The organism is Limnothrix redekei LRLZ20PSL1 (assembly GCF_043235035.1).
GTDB lineage: Bacteria > Cyanobacteriota > Cyanobacteriia > CACIAM-69d > CACIAM-69d > CACIAM-69d.
Genome location: NZ_JAZAQF010000086.1, coordinates 80,906 through 98,359, shown reverse-complemented (window position 1 = coordinate 98,359; position 17,454 = coordinate 80,906). Strand labels below are relative to the sequence as shown.

Annotated in this window: 18 protein-coding genes and 2 tRNA genes; 13 read left to right on the top strand and 7 right to left on the bottom strand. The window is 54.9% G+C overall.

Features of this window, described 5'->3' with window-relative positions:
* The first annotated feature begins 33 nt into the window (after positions 1 to 33).
* The 4 genes from bcp (at position 34) to larB (ending at position 2,657) form a co-directional block, all read left to right on the top strand.
* Positions 34 to 513, top strand: a complete 480-nt coding sequence (bcp, locus tag VPK24_RS15140; protein ID WP_393014591.1) for a thioredoxin-dependent thiol peroxidase — start codon at positions 34 to 36, stop codon at positions 511 to 513.
* Complete coding sequence (locus VPK24_RS15135) at positions 476 to 1,003, top strand: NUDIX hydrolase (protein WP_393014589.1); 528 nt, start codon at positions 476 to 478, stop codon at positions 1,001 to 1,003. The genes bcp and VPK24_RS15135 overlap by 38 nt, the downstream gene beginning before the upstream one ends.
* Positions 993 to 1,793, top strand: a complete 801-nt coding sequence (locus VPK24_RS15130; protein WP_393014587.1) for an alpha/beta fold hydrolase — start codon at positions 993 to 995, stop codon at positions 1,791 to 1,793. Before VPK24_RS15135 ends, VPK24_RS15130 begins: the two co-directional genes overlap by 11 nt.
* Positions 1,794 to 1,862: 69 nt before the next feature.
* Entirely contained in the window at positions 1,863 to 2,657 is a 795-nt protein-coding gene (gene larB, locus VPK24_RS15125) for a nickel pincer cofactor biosynthesis protein LarB (protein WP_393014585.1), read from the top strand.
* A gap of 85 nt (positions 2,658 to 2,742) precedes the next feature.
* Here the strand turns inward: larB and hisS are convergent, their stop codons facing one another.
* From hisS to VPK24_RS15110, 3 genes are all read right to left on the bottom strand, one after another.
* Positions 2,743 to 4,026: a histidine--tRNA ligase gene (hisS, locus tag VPK24_RS15120; protein WP_393014583.1), complete on the bottom strand. Its 1,284-nt coding sequence runs from the start codon at positions 4,024 to 4,026 to the stop codon at positions 2,743 to 2,745.
* A 119-nt stretch (positions 4,027 to 4,145) separates the two neighbouring features.
* Positions 4,146 to 4,406 carry a hypothetical protein gene (locus tag VPK24_RS15115; RefSeq protein WP_393014581.1) on the bottom strand — a complete coding sequence of 87 codons (261 nt, stop codon included), beginning with the start codon at positions 4,404 to 4,406 and terminating at the stop codon, positions 4,146 to 4,148.
* A gap of 227 nt (positions 4,407 to 4,633) precedes the next feature.
* A complete protein-coding gene (locus VPK24_RS15110) occupies positions 4,634 to 5,308 on the bottom strand; it encodes a MotA/TolQ/ExbB proton channel family protein (protein ID WP_393014580.1) in 675 nt (224 codons plus the stop codon).
* A gap of 341 nt (positions 5,309 to 5,649) precedes the next feature.
* Between VPK24_RS15110 and VPK24_RS15105 the strand changes: the two genes are divergently transcribed.
* Both VPK24_RS15105 and aroQ read left to right on the top strand, forming a co-directional pair.
* Entirely contained in the window at positions 5,650 to 5,790 is a 141-nt protein-coding gene (locus tag VPK24_RS15105; protein ID WP_190355392.1) for a hypothetical protein, read from the top strand.
* A 398-nt stretch (positions 5,791 to 6,188) separates the two neighbouring features.
* The gene (aroQ, locus tag VPK24_RS15100) at positions 6,189 to 6,629 is read left to right on the top strand and encodes a type II 3-dehydroquinate dehydratase (protein ID WP_199858076.1); all 441 of its coding nucleotides are present in this window, start codon (positions 6,189 to 6,191) and stop codon (positions 6,627 to 6,629) included.
* 61 nt (positions 6,630 to 6,690) lie between these two features.
* Here the strand turns inward: aroQ and VPK24_RS15095 are convergent.
* Positions 6,691 to 6,764, bottom strand: a tRNA-Val gene (locus VPK24_RS15095).
* A 227-nt stretch (positions 6,765 to 6,991) separates the two neighbouring features.
* Here VPK24_RS15095 and VPK24_RS15090 point away from each other — a divergent pair.
* Positions 6,992 to 7,600 (top strand): pentapeptide repeat-containing protein, encoded by a 609-nt coding sequence (locus VPK24_RS15090; RefSeq protein WP_393014578.1) that lies wholly within the window; start codon positions 6,992 to 6,994, stop codon positions 7,598 to 7,600.
* 101 nt (positions 7,601 to 7,701) lie between these two features.
* On the opposite strand, the gene VPK24_RS15085 is transcribed toward VPK24_RS15090, so the two are convergent.
* Positions 7,702 to 8,646, bottom strand: a complete 945-nt coding sequence (locus VPK24_RS15085; RefSeq protein WP_099532066.1) for a glycosyltransferase family 2 protein — start codon at positions 8,644 to 8,646, stop codon at positions 7,702 to 7,704.
* A 304-nt stretch (positions 8,647 to 8,950) separates the two neighbouring features.
* On the opposite strand from VPK24_RS15085, the gene VPK24_RS15080 reads away from it, so the two are divergent.
* The gene (locus VPK24_RS15080) at positions 8,951 to 9,850 is read left to right on the top strand and encodes a metal-dependent hydrolase (RefSeq protein WP_393014576.1); all 900 of its coding nucleotides are present in this window, start codon (positions 8,951 to 8,953) and stop codon (positions 9,848 to 9,850) included.
* Positions 9,851 to 10,076: 226 nt separating this feature from the next.
* Here the strand turns inward: VPK24_RS15080 and VPK24_RS15075 are convergent, their stop codons facing one another.
* On the bottom strand, positions 10,077 to 10,508 hold the full coding sequence (locus VPK24_RS15075; RefSeq protein WP_393014574.1) for a GFA family protein: 432 nt from the start codon (positions 10,506 to 10,508) through the stop codon (positions 10,077 to 10,079).
* Between the two features lie 307 nt (positions 10,509 to 10,815).
* Here VPK24_RS15075 and VPK24_RS15070 point away from each other — a divergent pair, with 307 nt between their 5' ends.
* Positions 10,816 to 11,100, top strand: coding sequence for a hypothetical protein (locus VPK24_RS15070; RefSeq protein ID WP_393014572.1), 285 nt, complete (start codon positions 10,816 to 10,818; stop codon positions 11,098 to 11,100).
* Positions 11,101 to 11,207: 107 nt separating this feature from the next.
* Here the strand turns inward: VPK24_RS15070 and hemL are convergent, their stop codons facing one another.
* Positions 11,208 to 12,506, bottom strand: coding sequence for a glutamate-1-semialdehyde 2,1-aminomutase (gene hemL, locus VPK24_RS15065; protein ID WP_393014571.1), 1,299 nt, complete (start codon positions 12,504 to 12,506; stop codon positions 11,208 to 11,210).
* A 173-nt stretch (positions 12,507 to 12,679) separates the two neighbouring features.
* Here hemL and VPK24_RS15060 point away from each other — a divergent pair.
* The 4 genes from VPK24_RS15060 to VPK24_RS15045 all read left to right on the top strand — a co-directional run bounded on the left by VPK24_RS15060 (position 12,680) and on the right by VPK24_RS15045 (position 17,314).
* Positions 12,680 to 12,753: transfer RNA gene (locus VPK24_RS15060), tRNA-Arg, on the top strand.
* 237 nt (positions 12,754 to 12,990) lie between these two features.
* Positions 12,991 to 13,500, top strand: a complete 510-nt coding sequence (locus tag VPK24_RS15055; protein ID WP_393014981.1) for a GNAT family N-acetyltransferase — start codon at positions 12,991 to 12,993, stop codon at positions 13,498 to 13,500.
* A 146-nt stretch (positions 13,501 to 13,646) separates the two neighbouring features.
* A complete protein-coding gene (locus VPK24_RS15050; protein WP_393014569.1) occupies positions 13,647 to 16,109 on the top strand; it encodes an ATP-binding protein in 2,463 nt (820 codons plus the stop codon).
* Positions 16,110 to 16,294: 185 nt separating this feature from the next.
* A complete protein-coding gene (locus tag VPK24_RS15045) occupies positions 16,295 to 17,314 on the top strand; it encodes a diguanylate cyclase (RefSeq protein WP_393014567.1) in 1,020 nt (339 codons plus the stop codon).
* Positions 17,315 to 17,454 lie beyond the last annotated feature (140 nt).

Genomic DNA, 17,454 nt, shown 5'->3' with positions numbered 1-17,454 from the left:
TCCAGATCCCCCTTGCAGTGAATTTTTTGGCCTATGACCCTTTCAGTTGGCGATCTCGCCCCCGATTTCACCCTGCCCGATGGCGAAGGCAACTTGGTGCAACTGTCGGCACTGCGGGGCCAGCGGGTGGTGCTTTATTTCTATCCCCGAGACAACACACCCGGTTGCACCAAAGAGGCCTGTGGTTTCCGCAACCACCACGCTGAATTCCAAGCAGCAAACACCGTGATCTTGGGTGTCAGTACAGACGACGCAAAAGCTCACCAGAAATTCACTCAGAAATTTTCACTTCCTTTCCCGTTACTGTGTGATCTCGACGGTTCCGTTGCCACCGCCTATGAGAGCTATGGCCCTAAAAAATTCATGGGCAAAGAATATATTGGAGTTTTCCGACAGACTTTCGTTATTGGGGTAGATGGTAGGATTGAACAAATCTATCGGAAAGTGAAGCCTGAAACTCATCCAACTCAGGTTCTTGCTGACCTTTCAACCCCGTTGGCATCCCCTGAATGAACTGGGAAGTTTGGCCGTGACCGGTTTTCGTCCTTTGGCCCAAGTTTGGCGCTATGTCAAAACAGTTTTGGGTGTGGTGTTTCGCCATCCCCTGGTGGGTGTGACGATGATTCCGGTGATGCCGGATGGCCGGTTGGTGCTGGTGAGGCGACGGGATAACGGCCTGTGGTCGTTACCCGGTGGTTTGGTGGATTGGGGCGACACGATCGCTTCGACCATTCACCGTGAGCTGGCGGAGGAAACGGGTCTCACCATTGTGGCGGTGGGGCGGTTAGTGGGGGTTTATTCGGCCTTTGACCGCGACCCTCGAATCCATGCCGTGAACATTTCTGTGGAAGTGCAGGTGACTGGAGCGATCGCCCCGGTGGATCAACTGGAAATCGCAGAAGTGGGCTTGTTTGCGCCAAGTTCGATTGGGGGGATGTTGTTGGCGCACGATCATGCGAGACAAGTCCAGGATTATTTCAGAGGCCAAGCCGTTGTGGATTAAGCCCCAGGAAGCGGCTCAATTGGTGCGTAATGCCCGAATGCGGTTGCCGCGAGGGGACTGGTTTTGGCGAGAGGCGGGAAAACCGGACTCGCTGACGGTGGTTTGTTTGCACGGGGCAGCCCATGACGGCGGCCAGTGGCAGGGGCTTGTGGAAGCGTTGGGACGATCGACCCATTGCCTTGCGCCGGACTTGCCCGGAGTGGGGGAGTCGGGGCGGCCGCGCTGGGAGTCGTTGCCGGGGTTGCTGGCGGCGATCGATGAGTGGTTAGACGCGCTGCGGGTCGATCGGCTGTGGCTGTTGGGAGCTGACTTGGGCGCTTGGATTGCCATCAGCTATGCCCTGTATCGTCCCCATCGCGTGCTGGGGGTGTTGCTGGTGGATCCGGAGCAAACCTTGAAAGGCGCTCAATTACGATTCCGGTGGCCACAGTTGGGTTCTCCCCGTCGCAGGCGGCAAACGGCGGCCCAAGCCTTGCTGAAGCGGGCGGTTCGATCGCCTGAATCACCCATTGCTCTGGAATGGGGCACGGTTCGGGCCGAAATTTTGGAAACGAAGAATTGGGATAGTCTGGTTTGTCCGGTTTGGACGCTGCGGGCTGTGCGCGAAACCGGGCGCGATCGGGGGCGTTCGGCCAAAGGCCCCCATGCGGCTTGGTTAGCCCAAACTCGACAGGCGTTTTTGCCTCTGGAAGGGGGGCAGCAAATTCAAGAAGCGCCAGAATTGGTGGCGGAGATCATTGCCAGAACCATGGCAAATCCCCGATCGCCCATTTTGCAACTGGATCTCTAGGAGCCAGGATGGGCGCGGAACCTGGGCAATTTTGGGAAAGTGAAGGCAAGGATGGAGCAGGGCGCACCCATGGAGGATCTGAAACGGTTGCTGGAGGCGGTCGCAGCGGGGCGGGTGGCCCCTGAACAGGCCATGGCCAACCTGCAAGATCAGGGTTTTTTTGCGGTGGAAGGGTTTGCCAAGGTGGATTGGCAACGGGAACGGCGCACGGGGTTTCCGGAGGCGATTTGGGGCCAAAACAAAACCCCGGAACAGATCGCAGCAATTATGTTGGCAATGCGCGATCGGGGCGCGCCCGTAATTTTGGCGACGCGGGTCGATCGCGCGGCCTATGACAAAATTGCCGCGATCGTGCCGGATTTGTACTACCACGCTTTGGCGCGGATTTGCGCTTGGCAGTCGCCGGCCGCCTTGCGTCGCCAGCTTCGGCCCGGCACGATCGCCCTGGTGTCGGCGGGAACGGCTGATTTACCCGTGGCGGAGGAGGCGGCGGTGACCGCTGAGTTAATGGGATTTCGGGTCGATCGGCTCTGGGATGTGGGAATTGCGGGCATTCATCGGCTGTTTGCCCACCGCGATCGCCTGGCCCAGGCTGACGTGTTGATTGTGGTGGCGGGGATGGAAGGGGCCCTGCCCAGCGTGGTGGCGGGGCTGGTGGATGTGCCGGTGGTGGCCGTGCCCACCAGCGTGGGCTATGGGGCAAACTTCAATGGATTGGCCCCGCTACTAACCATGCTCAACTCCTGCGCGGCGGGCGTGGGAGTGGTGAACATTGACAATGGCTTCGGGGCGGCGATCCTGGCGGGCCAAATCCTGCGCACGGCGGCCCGCATTCCTGATCGCGCCTCTGAAGATCAGAAATGAGCAGATCAGAAATGAGCGCGAATAAGCGCTGATTTGGCTCCTTTGCAGTGCTTTTGCAGATTTAGCGGGGAATTTACTGAGAAATTTACTGAGAAATCTGTTGGGTAATCTGCTGACGAAACTGTTCAGCCTTGGCCGCCAAGTCCACTTGGGCGATCGCCTCCTGATGCCCAGAAGCCAGCCATTTGAGCTGCACCGTGCTGTTTTCGGCCTCCGCATCACCCAAAATGACGCAAGCGGCAGCTCCGGCGCGATCGGCCCGTTTGAATTGCTTACCAAAGGCACTGGCGCTCAAGTCCATTTCCACCGCAAAGCCCCCCTGCCGCAGAACTTGGGCCACTTTCAAGGCCTGTTGTTCGGCCTGTTCGCCCCGGGAAACCACGTAAAAATCCACCCGATCGCCCGTCAAGGGTTGCAACTGTTGCAGCAACAAAATCAACCGTTCCATCCCGATCGCCCAGCCCACGGCCGGCGTTTCCGGGCCGCCCAGCTCGCTCACCAAGCCATCGTAGCGACCACCACCGCAAACGGTGGCCTGTGCGCCCAAGTCATCGGACTGGATTTCAAAGGCCGTGTGGCTGTAGTAGTCCAACCCTCGCACCAGTCGTGAATCCACTTGGTAAGCAATGCCCAAATCCGTCAGGGCCTGTTGCACCTTGGCAAACCGCGCGGCCGACTCGGGCGAGAGGGCATCTAAAATACTGGGGGCTTCCTGGCAAATTTCCTGGGTTTTGGCCACTTTGCTATCCAAAATCCGCAGGGGATTGCGGCTGAGGCGATCTTGGGAATCCGGATCCAAGTCCGCAAAATAGGGCGTGAGGTAGTCCACCAGTTGGGCCCGGTAGGTGGCGCGATCGACCCGATCGCCCACGGAATTCAGCAACATCCGCAACGATTTCAACCCCAAGTGATTCAGCAGCTCCACGGCCACTGCGATCGCTTCCACATCCGCCCGCGCATCCCCACTACCCAACAGCTCCGCGCCAATTTGGTGAAACTGCCGTTGCCGGCCCGCCTGGGGTCGCTCGTATCGGAACATGGGGCCGCAATACCACAACCGTTGGGGGCCGCCGGCCGCAAAAAGCTTGTGCTCCACAAAGGCCCGCACTGCGCCCGCCGTGCCTTCCGGCCGCAGGGTCAAGGAGCGATCGCCTCGATCAGTGAAGGTATACATTTCCTTGCCCACCACATCCGTTGCTTCCCCAATGCCCCGGGCAAACAGCTCCGTTTGCTCAAAGATGGGGGTACGAATTTCCCGGAATGCGGCGCGGCCCAGCACTTGGCGGGCGGTGGCTTCCACGTGCTGCCAATAGCCGATTTCGGTCGGCAAAATATCTTTGGTTCCGCGTAGGGCTTGAATGGCAGTCATGGCAGGCGATCGAGTCGAGGTGAAAGAATCGAATTGAAATGGTGGTGAAGCGTTCAATATCCTAGAGCGGTTGGGGCCCCGAGATCCTGCAAATTCTGTTGATTAATCCCCGCAACTGCTTAGGTCGTGGGGAGCGATCGCCAGGGGCCAAACCGATCGGCATAGTGATCCAAAATTGCTTCCACCTGTTGCCGGGCCCGATCGCCCAGCACCGGATCCAGTTCGATCGCCACGCCTCCCACCTGACTTTGCAAATAATCAAACTCTTGGGAGGTTTGGGGCAGCAAGACCGCCTGCACCCCAGCAACCAAGTTCAGGTGGGCCGCCAGTTCACGGTAAACCGCCAGAGGCAGGCGATCGCAGGTTAATGCTTGCTGCATGGAATCAGAATTTAACAGCGCCATAATCGCTACGGTCGGTGATAACGAGGGTCGAGATGGTAAGGGTTGATCGGCTGTGACGAATCGCCGCGATCGCTTGCGATCAATTGCGATCAATATCGAATCGATATGGAATGAGTCAGTACAGAACAGATCAGTGCAGATTAATGCCGATCAACACAGAATCAATCGCAATAGATCAATAGATCAAATGTAGATCAAATGTCCTAGGCTTCCGGGGTTGGCCCCGTTTCCCCATTGGGCACGGGGCGATCGCGCCGCTGGGCCCACAATTGTCGATAGAGCAACTCCAAATCGTTGCCCGCCCGCCGAAATAGCTTGGCTTGGGTAAACACTAGCCCCTGAAAGAGACGATAAAACGCCAACGACCCGATCGCCACCACCAACCCCGTCGCCGTGCTGATCAGCGCTTCCCCAATGCCCAGGGTGACCCCCGCCGTGGCATCGGTTCCCAACTGCCCAATTCGGATTGATCCCAAGGAGCCAATCAGCCCCAACACCGTGCCCAACAGACCCAACAGGGGCGAAAGGGCAATCACCGCCTCTAGCAGTTTGTCGCCCTTGCGCATGGCGCTGAGTTCTTCTTCGGCGGCCGACTCCAGGGCCAAGCGAAAGAGTTCCGGGTCTGGGTCTTCTAGCTTCAGGGGAGCCGCCAAAAACCGCCCGATCGGTTGGTCGCGGGCCTTGCTGGCGATCGGGCCGGCGCTGCTCCAGTCATTGCGGGCCGACTCCAAGATTCGATCGGCCACCTCCCGTTCCCGCAGCAAAATGCGCCCCCAAAACCAACAGCGCTCAAAGACCGTCCCCACTGACAGCACCGACAGCGTTAACAACGGCCACATGGCCGGGCCGCCCTTGGTAAACAGATCACTTACACTCACGGTTTCGTCCTTGCTCGTTGCGCGATCGCTCGTTCCCTGGCCAGAGCGCAGGAGAGCCAAAGCATCGGTCAGCCCCGCGCCAAGGGCACAACATTGCGCTCGGCTTTACACTTAACTTCGCAAATTTAGCAAATTTCGCAAGATTAACAAATTTAACGGATCCATACCCAACGCCCCAGAGCGGCCACCCCGCCCTTTGATCGGGATTCAGCGCAAAATCAACGGGCAAACTGCAACCAAATTTGCACCATCTCAACGGAGGATTGGGTTAATCTAAAGACATGCGACTCTGAGCGATCCCTCAACAGTCGATCGAACCGCCGTCAAGGAGCCTTCGATTAATGGACTATATCGAACAGGTGATAGAAAAGCTGAAACAGTGGGCACAAAAGGTGATCGAAGCGCTGCTTGGCCCACAGGCCCAGCCGGAGGCGGAACCGATTCCCGTGCCTGTGGATGATCGCGCCTATCGCCGCCGCTAATTGGATATTTGTCCTGGGAAGTTAGCGTCAAGCGTTCGTATCTTTCAACAACCGATTTAAACCGACGATTCGCCAAGCAAGGGGACTATCCTCTTGCTTGTGCTTTGAAGGGGGGGTGGGCACTATCAGCCAACCCCGTGAAAATGCTGATTTTTTGATCCAAACCATAGTTCCAACCACGGCAGTCCCAACCATAGCCCTAACCACGCCCAAACACGACAGACAAGGGGCTTAAGCCCCTTGCTCCCCACGATCTCGCCACGGTGGAGTTAGGGGATTGGGGGAGCGGATTCCGATCTGAGGTTGGCGCGACCCTCGGAAAAACTGGGGCTGAAATTTTGCGAGAATGGGCTACTCAGTCCATTGAATTTAGACCGCGAAAGAGCGCCGAGATCCGCGTGAAAATCTTGATTTTGCATGGCCCCAACCTGAATTTGCTGGGGCAACGGGAACCGGGAGTCTATGGAACTCTGACCCTGGCGGCCATTAACGAACGTTTGGAACAGGATGCGGCGGAGCTGCAAGTGGCGATCGATTGTCGCCAGTCCAATCACGAGGGAACGTTAATTGACTGGATCCATGAGGCTCTGGGGCAATTTGACGGTTTGGTGATTAATCCCGGTGGCTACACCCACACCAGCGTGGCCATCCGCGACGCGATCGCCGGGGTGGCTATTCCCACCGTGGAAGTACATCTCAGCAATATCCACAAACGGGAAAGCTTCCGTCACCATTCCTACATTGCTCCCGTGGCGATCGGGCAAATTTCCGGTTTTGGCCCCGAAAGCTACCGGCTGGGGCTGCGGGCGTTGGTCACCCAGTTGCGATCGAGCAAATGATCTGGCTAATTTTTGCCAGATTCTTTTGCCAGGTGTTGTAAAAGAATTTGCGGAGCCTTAATGGACGTAACTGGACTCGAACCAGTGACCCCCACGATGTCAACGTGGTGCTCTAACCAACTGAGCTATACGTCCGCAACGGGTTATCACCATACCATGATCTCTTGAAAAAACGCAAAGCTTTGACCAAGGTTTTTCAAGGTTTTTTCGCGAGCGGTGTGTTGGGGGGCGATCGAGCGGCCTTCAGCGGCTGTCAGTCGCCCCCGAGCCTGGTTAGGATAGAGGCGCTTTCCCAACCGTTGCTGCCGGATGTTGCCCTCCAGCCTGTCATTGTTAGCAATTTCCCCTGAGGATCCGGATTCGTGGCCAAAATTACCGCTCACCAGTCTTTGCGCAATCTTGATCGACTGGCCCGTTTAGGGGCGATCGGGGGCATGGCTTTGGGGGTTGGCCTGGCGATCGGGTTGCCGTTGGCCCCTGTGGCCCAGGTTTCTGCCGCCCGCCCCAATTTGGATCCGCTGGCGCAACTGCGGGCTTTCAACCATTGCCGAGGCTGCGATTTGCGCTATCGAGACCTCACCAGTTTGAACCTGCAAGATGCGGATCTGCGATCGGCCAACCTCTACGGAGCCAACCTGCGAAACGTCAATCTCCAGCGGGCAAACTTGGCAGAGGCCAACTTAGGCGCAGCCGACTGCACCAGGGCAGATTTTCGAGGGGCCAATTTAGAACGGGCCAATTTACGGGCCACCAATTTCAGTGCAGCTCAGCTCGATCGAGTGAACTTTGCTCGCTCCAATTTGATGTTTGCGGACTTGCGGGGAGCCAGCTTGGCCAATGCCAATCTCAGGGATGCTCACCTGGTGAATATTCGGAGCGACGGAGCCGAGTTATGTGGGGCAACCCTGCCCAATGGCACGTTGGTGCGGCAACCCTGCGAAGCCCCCAAGCCCGAACCCAATAAGTTTTAAGGGGCTATGGGGCGATCGGTTGATTCGCGCTGATTCGCAAGTCCCACGTAAAGCCCACGCAAAATCCACGCAAAATCCACGCAAAATCCACGAAACAGCCCTCAAAGCCGTTTATCAATCATGTCTGCCAGCAAGGCCAAAATGGCCGTTTGGGTGGCAGCCAACAGCAAAATTAGGGTGGCTTCCGTCAAGTCATTGCGCACAAAAATATCTTGCGCCAACGAAACGCAAAACCCGATCGCAAAGGCCGCTGAAACGGGCATCAAAATTCGCATCGGCGCAAAATACAGCCCCGTGCGCAGAATAATTTGCACAAATCGCAAAGTGTCCCGAATCGGTTTAATTTTGCTGCGACCTTGGCGCGGGTGATAGTCGATCGGCTCGTAATGCACCGTATAGCCATTGGTGAGCATGGCCACCGTAATGGTGGTGGTGAAGCTAAAGGTATTGGGCAAAATATTCAAAAACCGATCGGCAATTTCCTTCCGAAAAATCCGCAAACCACTATTCAAATCAGGAATCTTGGTTTTGGTAATCCACTCCGCAAAGCGAACGAGAAACCACTTGGGAATTTTCCGCAAATTGGAATATTGCACATTCTCCCCAGTCCGCGACCCCACAACCATGTCCGCTTCCGCCAGTTGAATTAAATTCACCAAGGCCGGAATCCGTTCGTTGGGATAGGTTCCATCCGCATCGGTAATTACAATCAAAGAATACTTGGCGTGACGAATTCCGGTTTTTAAGGCCGCACCATAACCCCGATTGATGTTGTGATCAATGACCCGAATACCGGGCAATTGATGCAAAATTTCACCGGTTCGATCGCTGGAACCATCATTCACGGCAATGATTTCATAGACACCCGGATAAGCACTGAGGGTGGCTTGCAGATGTTCGATGGTGGGAGCAACGCCCAATTCTTCATTAAAAATCGGCAACACCAAAGAAAAAGCAGGATAGGCTATTTCCCCAGAGCGATCGCCTGGCTCATTTTGATCCACCAGAGCGGGATGGTTAGCGATGCTTGGGGGATTGCTACTCATGCGAAATAATCGCCTCAAAAAACAGGAAAGTGACGGGAAATTAAGGGGGCGGGAATGCAGTTAGCACCCGCACACCAAACGCCGTCTACTTTACCATTGGCCTGATCTACCCCAGGGAATTCCCCATGGGGTGGTCATTATCACCGCAGAGGATCGATCGCCTCATGCCGTTTGGAGCGGTGATGAGGGGGTGATGGGGCGGTGATTCGATCGCAAAACTTCGAGAAAACTCGACCATCGAGCCTTCGTCAAGCCTTCGTAGAACCTTGGTTGCAGAAATTCAGAGATTGAGAGGTTGATCAATATGCGTAATTTGGCGGCGCGATCGCCCCGTTGGCGGCCCCACTGGCCCCCCTTGGGCCATCTGAAATGGGGATTCTTGGCCGCGTTGGTCATTGGCCTGGCCGCGATCGGGGGCATCGTTAGTTGGGGAGCCACCCAGCCCAGCCAGGCCGCAACCCCCGGCGGCACGGAACTGGTTTGGTATGGCCAATCGGCCTTCAAGCTCACCACCCCTTCGGGCAAAGTGCTGTGGCTCGATCCCTGGCTGCAAAATCCGGCCAACCCCGAAGGAAAAGCCATTCTGAACCAGCTCGATCGGGCTGATTTGGTGCTTGTCACCCACGGCCACAACGATCACGTGGGAGATGCAGTGGCGATCGGCCAAAAAACCGGGGCCCAATTGGTGGCCACCTTTGACTTGGCCAATGCTCTGGTTTCCGTGTTGGGCTACCCCAAAGAGCAATTGCAATTTCCGGCCCTGGGCAACTTCGGCGGTCAAATTTCCTTGCTGGATGGGGAAGTGGAAGTGGCATTCGTGCCAGCGGTTCATAGTTCCACCGTCAGCACAGATGGCAGCGCCCAACCCTTTTATGCAGGTAACCCGGGCGGCTTTTGGATCAAGGTGAAAAACGGCCCCACCCTCTACCACACGGGCGATACAGACCTGTTTGGCGACATGGCCCTCATTCCAAAATTTGGCCCCGTGGATTTGATGTTGACCTGCATTGGCGGCAAATTCACCATGGGCCCCGATCGCGCCGCTGAAGCGGTGGAATTGGTGCGCCCCAAATTAGTGGTGCCCATGCATTACGGCTTATTTTCGCTGCCGGGCACACCGGAACAGTTCGCCGCAGCCCTGACAGCCAGACGCATCACCACGCCCATGAAGGTGATGAAAATTGGGGTTCCCGAACAAATTTAGGAACCACATTTTTGCAGCCCAAAAATCAATAACCCAACAATCAACGTTAATGGGCTTTTGGGGCAATTCATGAACAACCAGTCCACCCAAAACACTGGCAAGCTGATCAAAAATGATTGATCGCCCTGCCAGTGTTTTTCATGATTCACCGTCAACATTGCAATGCCCCGATCGAGTTGAAAACTCAAAATCATGGGACATTTCAACTCAGCAAATTAATTCGGAACTATGCGGGTTCCCCTTCGGAAGAATCAGGGGCGATCGCGGCAAACTTGGCAAACACTTCCGCCTCCGTCAGGTTCACCGTTTGGTTCGCAAAGTCATAGTAATGGGGCTTGCGATCGACAAAAATTTGCTCCGTGAATTCAAAAGGCTGGTCATCGGCAAATAATCCCGCTGGCACAAAATAGTCCTGAGTCGGAACCAGCCGATAAAACAAATGCGTGCCGCATTCACCGCAAAAGGCTCGCTCAGCCCAGTCGGACGATCGGTAAACCTTCAGTTTCTCGCTTCCTTCGATTTGCACATCGGAACCGCAAGCAATTCCCAGCGCTGGGCCGCCACCCCACCGACGACACATCCCACAATGACAAGCATCCACGGTGGTTTTGTCGGGAACTTCAATGGCGATCGCCCCACACAGACAGTGACCTTTCATCGATCGCGCCTCCTCCATCAGAGACTATTGGAACGGCCGCAACAATGGTTACAACAAGGACTGCAACAACAGTGGTTACGGCAACCATTATTTGATTTTAGTACGATAATCCTCAAGGGTCACTGCCCAAATGTCGCAACGGCGATCAATCGGGCAATCGCTTGCCTCGTCCCCTAGCACCAATCTTGCAATAATCTAGGCTGAAGGTGCTGCCCGATCGCGCCCAAGAACTCGATCGATCGTTCGATGCCCCACTACAGATTGAGCGCACCAACAAAGCCTTCTATCAACCCTAGCGAGCTAACAAATGATGACTGCCAAAGAGCAATTACTAATCTTGATTGACGAATTACCTGAACCCGCTTTGGAACTAGTTCTCGAATTCGCGCTTTTCCTAAAGAGTCGTTACCTGAAAAATTCTAGCAAGTCTCCTAATGAGTCACTTGAAGCTTCTGAAGTAGCGATCAAATCAGATTCTAAAAGTCCTTTTGAACAATGCTTTGGCACATTAACTCTTGATCAATCCGAGGACTTTGAAAATACAAGAATTGATCAAAACCTTGCCCAGGCTTATGAAGATGAATTGTCTTGAAAATAGTTGAGGGCGCAGGGTTGCTAGTCCCCACACCCTCGATGATTAGGCTAGTACCAAACCAGGGGCTAAGAGTTCTAAGAATTCACCCCGCGCAATCCACAGAATTACAGGCTCGACAGCACTTCGCGAGCGGCGGACAAGGTGGCTTCGATGTCCTCGTCCGTGTGAGCCAACGACGTGAAGCCCGCCTCAAACTGCGAGGGAGCCAGGTACACACCCCGCTCCAACATGCCCCGGTGGAAGCGGCTGAACTTGGTCAGGTCAGCGGCCTTCGCTTCTTCGTAGTTGCGCACGGGGCCCGCCGTGAAGAACATGCCGAACATGCCGCTGATGTGGCCGCCGCAGACTTCGTGACCCGCTTCCCGGGCGATCGCCAGCAGGCCGGTGATCAGCTTGCCGGTGATTTGGTCGAGATATTCGTAGCTGCCGGGACGACGCAACAGCTCCAGGGTTTTGATGCCAGCGGTCATGGCCAAGGGGTTGCCCGACAGGGTTCCCGCTTGGTACATGGGGCCCGCAGGAGCGACCATTTGCATGATTTCGCGGCGGCCGCCGTAAGCGCCCACGGGCAGCCCACCGCCGATCACCTTGCCGAGGGTAGTCAGGTCGGGGGTGATGCCGAATTTTTCTTGCACGCCACCGTAGGCGATCCGGAAGCCGGTCATCACCTCGTCGAACACCAACAGCGCCCCGTCTTCCTTGGTGATTTCGCGCAGGCCGGCCAGGAAGCCAGGTTCGGGGACGATGAAGCCCGCGTTACCAACGATCGGCTCCAGGATTACGCCCGCGATTTCGCCGGGGTATTCCGCGAACAGAGCCTTGACGGCTTCTAGGTCGTTGTAGGGGGCGGTCAGGGTGTCGGCGGTGACGTTTTTCGGCACACCGGGGGAGTCGGGCAAGCCCAAGGTAGCCACGCCGGAGCCAGCCTTGACCAAGAACATGTCGCCGTGGCCGTGGTAGCAGCCTTCAAACTTCAGCAGTTTGGTGCGGCCGGTGTAGGCACGCATCAGGCGCTGGACGGCGATGCAGGCTTCGGTGCCGGAGTTGACGAAACGCACCATTTCAATGCTGGGGACGGCATCAATTACCATCTGGGCCAGCACGTTTTCTAGGTAGCAGGGCGCACCGAAGCTGGTTCCTTTGTCGATCGCGGCTTTCAGGGCTTCCAACACTTCGGGATGGGCATGGCCGCAGATGGCGGGGCCCCAAGTGCCCACGTAGTCGATGTAGCGGTTGTTGTCCACATCCCAGGCATAGGCTCCCTGGACGCGATCGAACACGATCGGCTGACCACCCACGGACTTGAACGCGCGCACGGGCGAGTTCACGCCGCCGGGCATCAGCGTTTGGGCAGCGGCAAAAATTTCTTCTGAACGGGTGGTGTTAAGGGCAGTGGCAACCACAGCGAGCTTCTCCTTAGTTGGGTGTAATGGTTGGTTGTGATGGGGTTGGCGAATATCAAACCATTTTTACAACCCTAAAATTTTAAAATGAGAGGGGCGATCGCTGTCAGAAGTGGTAATATAGCCAAGCGATGTTGAGTGGCACTTGCGCGGCCGCTTGCATAGCCGACCCTGGATGCGTAGCTCAGTTGGATAGAGCATCAGATTCCGGTTCTGAGGGTCGGGGGTTCGAGTCCCTCCGCATCCGTTCCCATCAAATGGCGATCGCATAAAATGGCGATCGCGGGCTGGTTTTGGTGTTGTTCAACCAGCCCTAGGGTTTATTGTGACCATTGACGCATCGCCTTCTCATCCGCCTCATCTATCTTCTCAGTCGTCCGAATCGCAGGCTGGGGCTAATGTTGGTCTCGGGTCTGAGTCTTCACCCCTTGCGGAATCTGCGGCCGCCAATGCGGCCCCGACCAATGCGGTGATCACTCGCGACATGACGATCGATGATCTCGCTCCAGTCTTTCACCTGGGTGAACAGCTTTTTCAAAATGAGTTGTATCCCACGCTTTACCGCACTTGGGATGAGTGGGAGGTCACGGGCCTCTACAACACGGATCCGGAATATTGCCTCATTGCGGAAGTGGAAGGCGAGTTTGCGGGATTTGTGTTGGGTACGGTGATTGAGAAGCAGGTAACCTACGGCTACATCAATTGGCTAGGGGTTGATCACCGATTCCAGCGCCGGGGCGTGGCCGACTCCTTGGTCGATCGATTCGTGGAGCGCACGATCCACCAAGGAGCCCGCAGCCTATTTATTGATACGGATCCCGCCAATGAACCGGCGGTGAAGTTCTTTACCCGCAAGGGCTTTGACAATGTGCGCCGCCACGTTTACATGTCGCTCGATTTGGGACAACATCCCTACTTTGGCCGGCTGATTGACTACGAGCAAGATCAAGTGGAACGGACTGCTCGCAAGCACCGCCGCCGCGCCAAGGGATAAGTTGATCCCCTGATCTCCTGATTCCCAAGTCTGCCCTCTGGCGATCATGGGGTGCGATCGTGGACTCCAATCGTGGGGCACGATCGTGGACTTTGATCGCAGACTGAACTGGTGAGAAGCAAGGGCCTTCAGCCCCTAATTTGCCCATGAAATTTTTGCCCCTGCGCACCAAAATTGTCCTTGCTGTGGTGGCTAGTGGCTGGCTGGGGGCGGCGTTGGTCGGTCACTTGGCCCTGGAAATGATGCGGGCTTCTTTTTCGCCGGCCACCGTGCAGGGACACCAGGAAAAGTATCGATCGCACGTATTGGCCTATTACCAATCGGCTGGATCTTGGGACGTAGCCAAGCAGCGGGAAGATCTAGGCCACTTCATCCAGCGCCGTCGGGCAGCACTGACCCGCAATCGCGCCGCTGACCTGCCTAGGGATCCCCGCCCGATCGATTGTCCTGTTGAAAGCTGGCTTCAGCGGCTCAAGGCTTGGCTAGGCCCTTTGGTGATGTTTGGGCGACCCTCTCCGCCTCCCGTGACCCATGGGGGATTAGGGGCATCATCGTGCAATTCGGAAGCCGCTTTGCCACCGGATTTCCCGGAGTTGCCAGAAGATCCAGCAACGATTCCTGGCCTGTTTCCACCTCCCAAGCCAGGACAAACCAGAACTGACCAGCGAGCCTGGCCCCCCAGCCGCCCGCTGTTTTCCGTGGTGGACTCAGAAGGCAACTATATCCTGCCATCCGAGCGGGCCGCGCGGGGCGATCGCGTCCCATTTTTCGACTTGCAACGTTGGTGGTCTCAAGTATGGTCACAGCGCATTTCTGAGCTGCAATTAGATGAGCAAATTATTGGCTTCATTGTATTTGAAAATGATTCGGAAGTAGATGACAGTTTCCTTGCCTATGAACAAAGTGTACGGGTTAGTTTTTTATTGGCTTTTTTGGTCACAACACTTCCCATTGGCATGATGGGTTATTTTTGGGGAAACACGATCGCTCAGCCTTTGGAGCAATTGACAGAAGCCGTTCGTTTGATGAAGCGAGGTGATTTAAACCGCGCGATCGAGGTTAAGGCGAATGGTGAAATTGGCCAACTGGCGACTGAGTTTGTGGCCATGCGACACCAACGTCAACTGGCAGAACAAAAATTAGCACGCCAAAAGCAACAGGCTGAAGCAGCCAAGCACCAGGCAGAATTAGCCAATCAGGCTAAGAGTGAGTTCTTGTCGAATATGAGCCATGAGTTGCGAACGCCGCTGAATGCTGTCATCGGATTTTCGCAACTAATGAAGCGCGATATTGGCTTAACTGAGGAGCAAAAAACTAACCTGGCCGTGATTCAAATGAGCGGCGAGCATTTATTGAGACTCATTGATAACTTCCTATCAATGGCCAAGATTGAAGCGGGCAAGGCGGAACTCGTTACACAGTCGATCGAGGTGCGATCGCTCTTTAAAGAAGTCGTGGCTATGTTCGAGTTGGCTGCTCATCAAAAGGGTTTGCGCCTCGATTTTGAACTGGATTCCGCCTTGCCTGCTTATGTGGTGATGGATGATGGAAAATTGCGCCAAGTGTTGGTCAATCTATTAGGCAATGCTATTAAGTTCACGCCGGAAGGGGGCATTTCTGTGCAAGTGCAATATGCACCACCCGATCGTCTGATGGTGGAGGTGATTGATTCCGGGGTGGGCATTGAACCGGCTGAGTTGCCCAAGTTATTCCAGTCTTTTGAGCAAACCGAATCGGGGCGATCGAGCCGCGTGGGAACCGGATTGGGATTAGCCCTCAGTCGCTCTTTTATACAACTCATGGGGGGTGAAATTACGGTCAAAAGCCAGCCCAATCGGGGCACTGCTTTTCATTTTTGGATCAGTGCGCCCATTGGCGAGCCGAACAGCGCCAACCCCGATCCCAGGCAAATTATTGGGTTAGCACCCGACTCCCCAATTCCTCGAATTTTGATTGCTGACGATCGCCCGGAAAATTGCACCCTTTTGAGTCAATTGCTCAAGCGAGTGGGGTTTGCTGTTCGGGAAGTTCATGACGGCTATCAGGCGATCGAGGAGTGGTCTAAATGGCAGCCCCACCTAATTTGGATGGATTTACGGATGCCACAGCTTGATGGCATTTCGGCCATGAGACAGATTAAAAAACTAGCCCGTTCAAAACAGCAGTTTGTGGCTATTTTGGCCCTGACAGCCAGTGCTTTTCAGGAAGATGAAGAACAGGTTTTAGCAACCGGTTTTGATGGATTTGTGCGCAAACCCTTCCGAGAGCAAACGATTCTGGATGCGATCGCCCATCATCTCCAGGTTCGCTATCTGTATGCCAACCTATCCACCGGTTTGGAAAGCGAGATCAGCAGCAGCTTCAGCGGGCGATCGCCCGTGGACAGCCCTGAACTCACGAATCATGTGAGTCAAAAACTACGAAATTTACCAGAACTTTGGCGAAAGCAAATGCTCAAAGCAGCCCAAGAAGCGGACTTTTTTGAGCTGGAATATTTGATTCACAAGCTGCCCCCAAAAGAGGCGTTAATCATTACTCAACTGAATCGTATTTTGCATGATTACGATTATGATCAACTACAGTCATTGTTGAGTAAAAACCCATCATGAGACTTGACTGATGTTTGCAATTGGTATTTAGTAAAATTTTTAAGTATTGTTCTTGTATTTTGCTTCTTTGCTTCATTGACAATTAGTATAAATTCACGAATTTCATCATTCGAGTTTCACAATTCGTGAATTAAATTTGCAAATTTTCAGAAACTCAAGACCACAATCTTCAGGATGCAGAGCCGATGAACTATTCCATGATCGATCGTGTCCCCCCAGAAGATGGCCAGCATGAGGCCATCCATGAACTGGAGCAACCGCCCTGCACAATCCCGACAGTGCAAGGCAACATCCTGTTGGTGGATGATAATTTGGTGAACCTGCGAGTCTTGAGCCAGTTGCTGGTGCGGGAGGGGCACAAGGTGCGGCCGGTCAACAGCGGAGAGCAGGCACTGAAGGCGATCGCGGCCCATCGCCCAGACCTGATCTTGTTAGATATTCGGATGCCGAATTTAGATGGTTATGAGATTTGTCAACGCTTGAAGGCTGATTGCCGATCGCAGTCTATTCCGATCATTTTTATCAGCGCGGCCAACGCCGTTCACGACAAGGTTAAGGGGTTTGAGGTGGGCGGTGTGGACTATATCGCCAAGCCCTTTCAAGAGTTGGAAGTGTTGGCAAGGGTCAACACCCATCTACAAATTTATCGATTGCAACAGGCTCTAAATCAAAAGATCTTGGATTTGGAAAAGGCGAACGCCAAAATCACAGAATTGAGCATTCGAGATGAGCTGACGGGACTGTTTAATCGCCGTCACTTTAATGGGCAAATGAGCCAATTATTTGAGCAGGCTCAGCGCTATCGCTCTCCCTTGAGCGTCGCGATCGGGGATGTGGATTTCTTTAAGCGAATCAATGATCGGTTTTCACATGCAGTGGGCGATCGGGTCTTGAAAGGGGTGGCACAAATTCTGCAAACGAATCTGCGATCAAGTGATCTTTGTGCTCGTTATGGGGGCGAAGAATTTGTGATTGCACTGCCGGGCGTAGGCTCAGCGGATGCGGTGGCGGCTTGCAACAAAATTCGCCAAGCGATCGAACAAGCGCCTTGGCCCAAAATTCACCCAGAACTCAGCGTCACCCTCAGCATTGGTGTTTCTGACCACTTAGCCTTGGGAGATTATGAGGCGATGATTGCAGAAGCCGATCGCCATCTCTATGCCGCCAAACATGGGGGACGTAATCAGGTTTGTGCCGCTTCTTAATGTTTCGTTGAGGCCAAGGCGGTAGGATGATCGTTTTGGATCGCAGCCCCGTTTTTTCGATTGCGCGCGATCGTCCCCTGGGCTGGAGGATGCTGGGCTTGAATCATCCTCGGTCAACGCTGGGGCAGCGTGATCGACCC

Coding starts and splice junctions, on each gene's coding strand:
- bcp (WP_393014591.1), top strand. CDS start 34: ATGACCCTTTCAGTTGGCGATCTCGCCCCCGATTTCACCCTGCCCGAT.
- larB (WP_393014585.1), top strand. CDS start 1,863: ATGGAGGATCTGAAACGGTTGCTGGAGGCGGTCGCAGCGGGGCGGGTG.
- hisS (WP_393014583.1), bottom strand. CDS start 4,026: ATGACTGCCATTCAAGCCCTACGCGGAACCAAAGATATTTTGCCGACC.
- VPK24_RS15115 (WP_393014581.1), bottom strand. CDS start 4,406: ATGCAGCAAGCATTAACCTGCGATCGCCTGCCTCTGGCGGTTTACCGT.
- VPK24_RS15105 (WP_190355392.1), top strand. CDS start 5,650: ATGGACTATATCGAACAGGTGATAGAAAAGCTGAAACAGTGGGCACAA.
- VPK24_RS15085 (WP_099532066.1), bottom strand. CDS start 8,646: ATGAGTAGCAATCCCCCAAGCATCGCTAACCATCCCGCTCTGGTGGAT.
- VPK24_RS15080 (WP_393014576.1), top strand. CDS start 8,951: ATGCGTAATTTGGCGGCGCGATCGCCCCGTTGGCGGCCCCACTGGCCC.
- VPK24_RS15075 (WP_393014574.1), bottom strand. CDS start 10,508: ATGAAAGGTCACTGTCTGTGTGGGGCGATCGCCATTGAAGTTCCCGAC.
- VPK24_RS15070 (WP_393014572.1), top strand. CDS start 10,816: ATGATGACTGCCAAAGAGCAATTACTAATCTTGATTGACGAATTACCT.
- VPK24_RS15055 (WP_393014981.1), top strand. CDS start 12,991: ATGACGATCGATGATCTCGCTCCAGTCTTTCACCTGGGTGAACAGCTT.
- VPK24_RS15050 (WP_393014569.1), top strand. CDS start 13,647: ATGAAATTTTTGCCCCTGCGCACCAAAATTGTCCTTGCTGTGGTGGCT.
- VPK24_RS15045 (WP_393014567.1), top strand. CDS start 16,295: ATGAACTATTCCATGATCGATCGTGTCCCCCCAGAAGATGGCCAGCAT.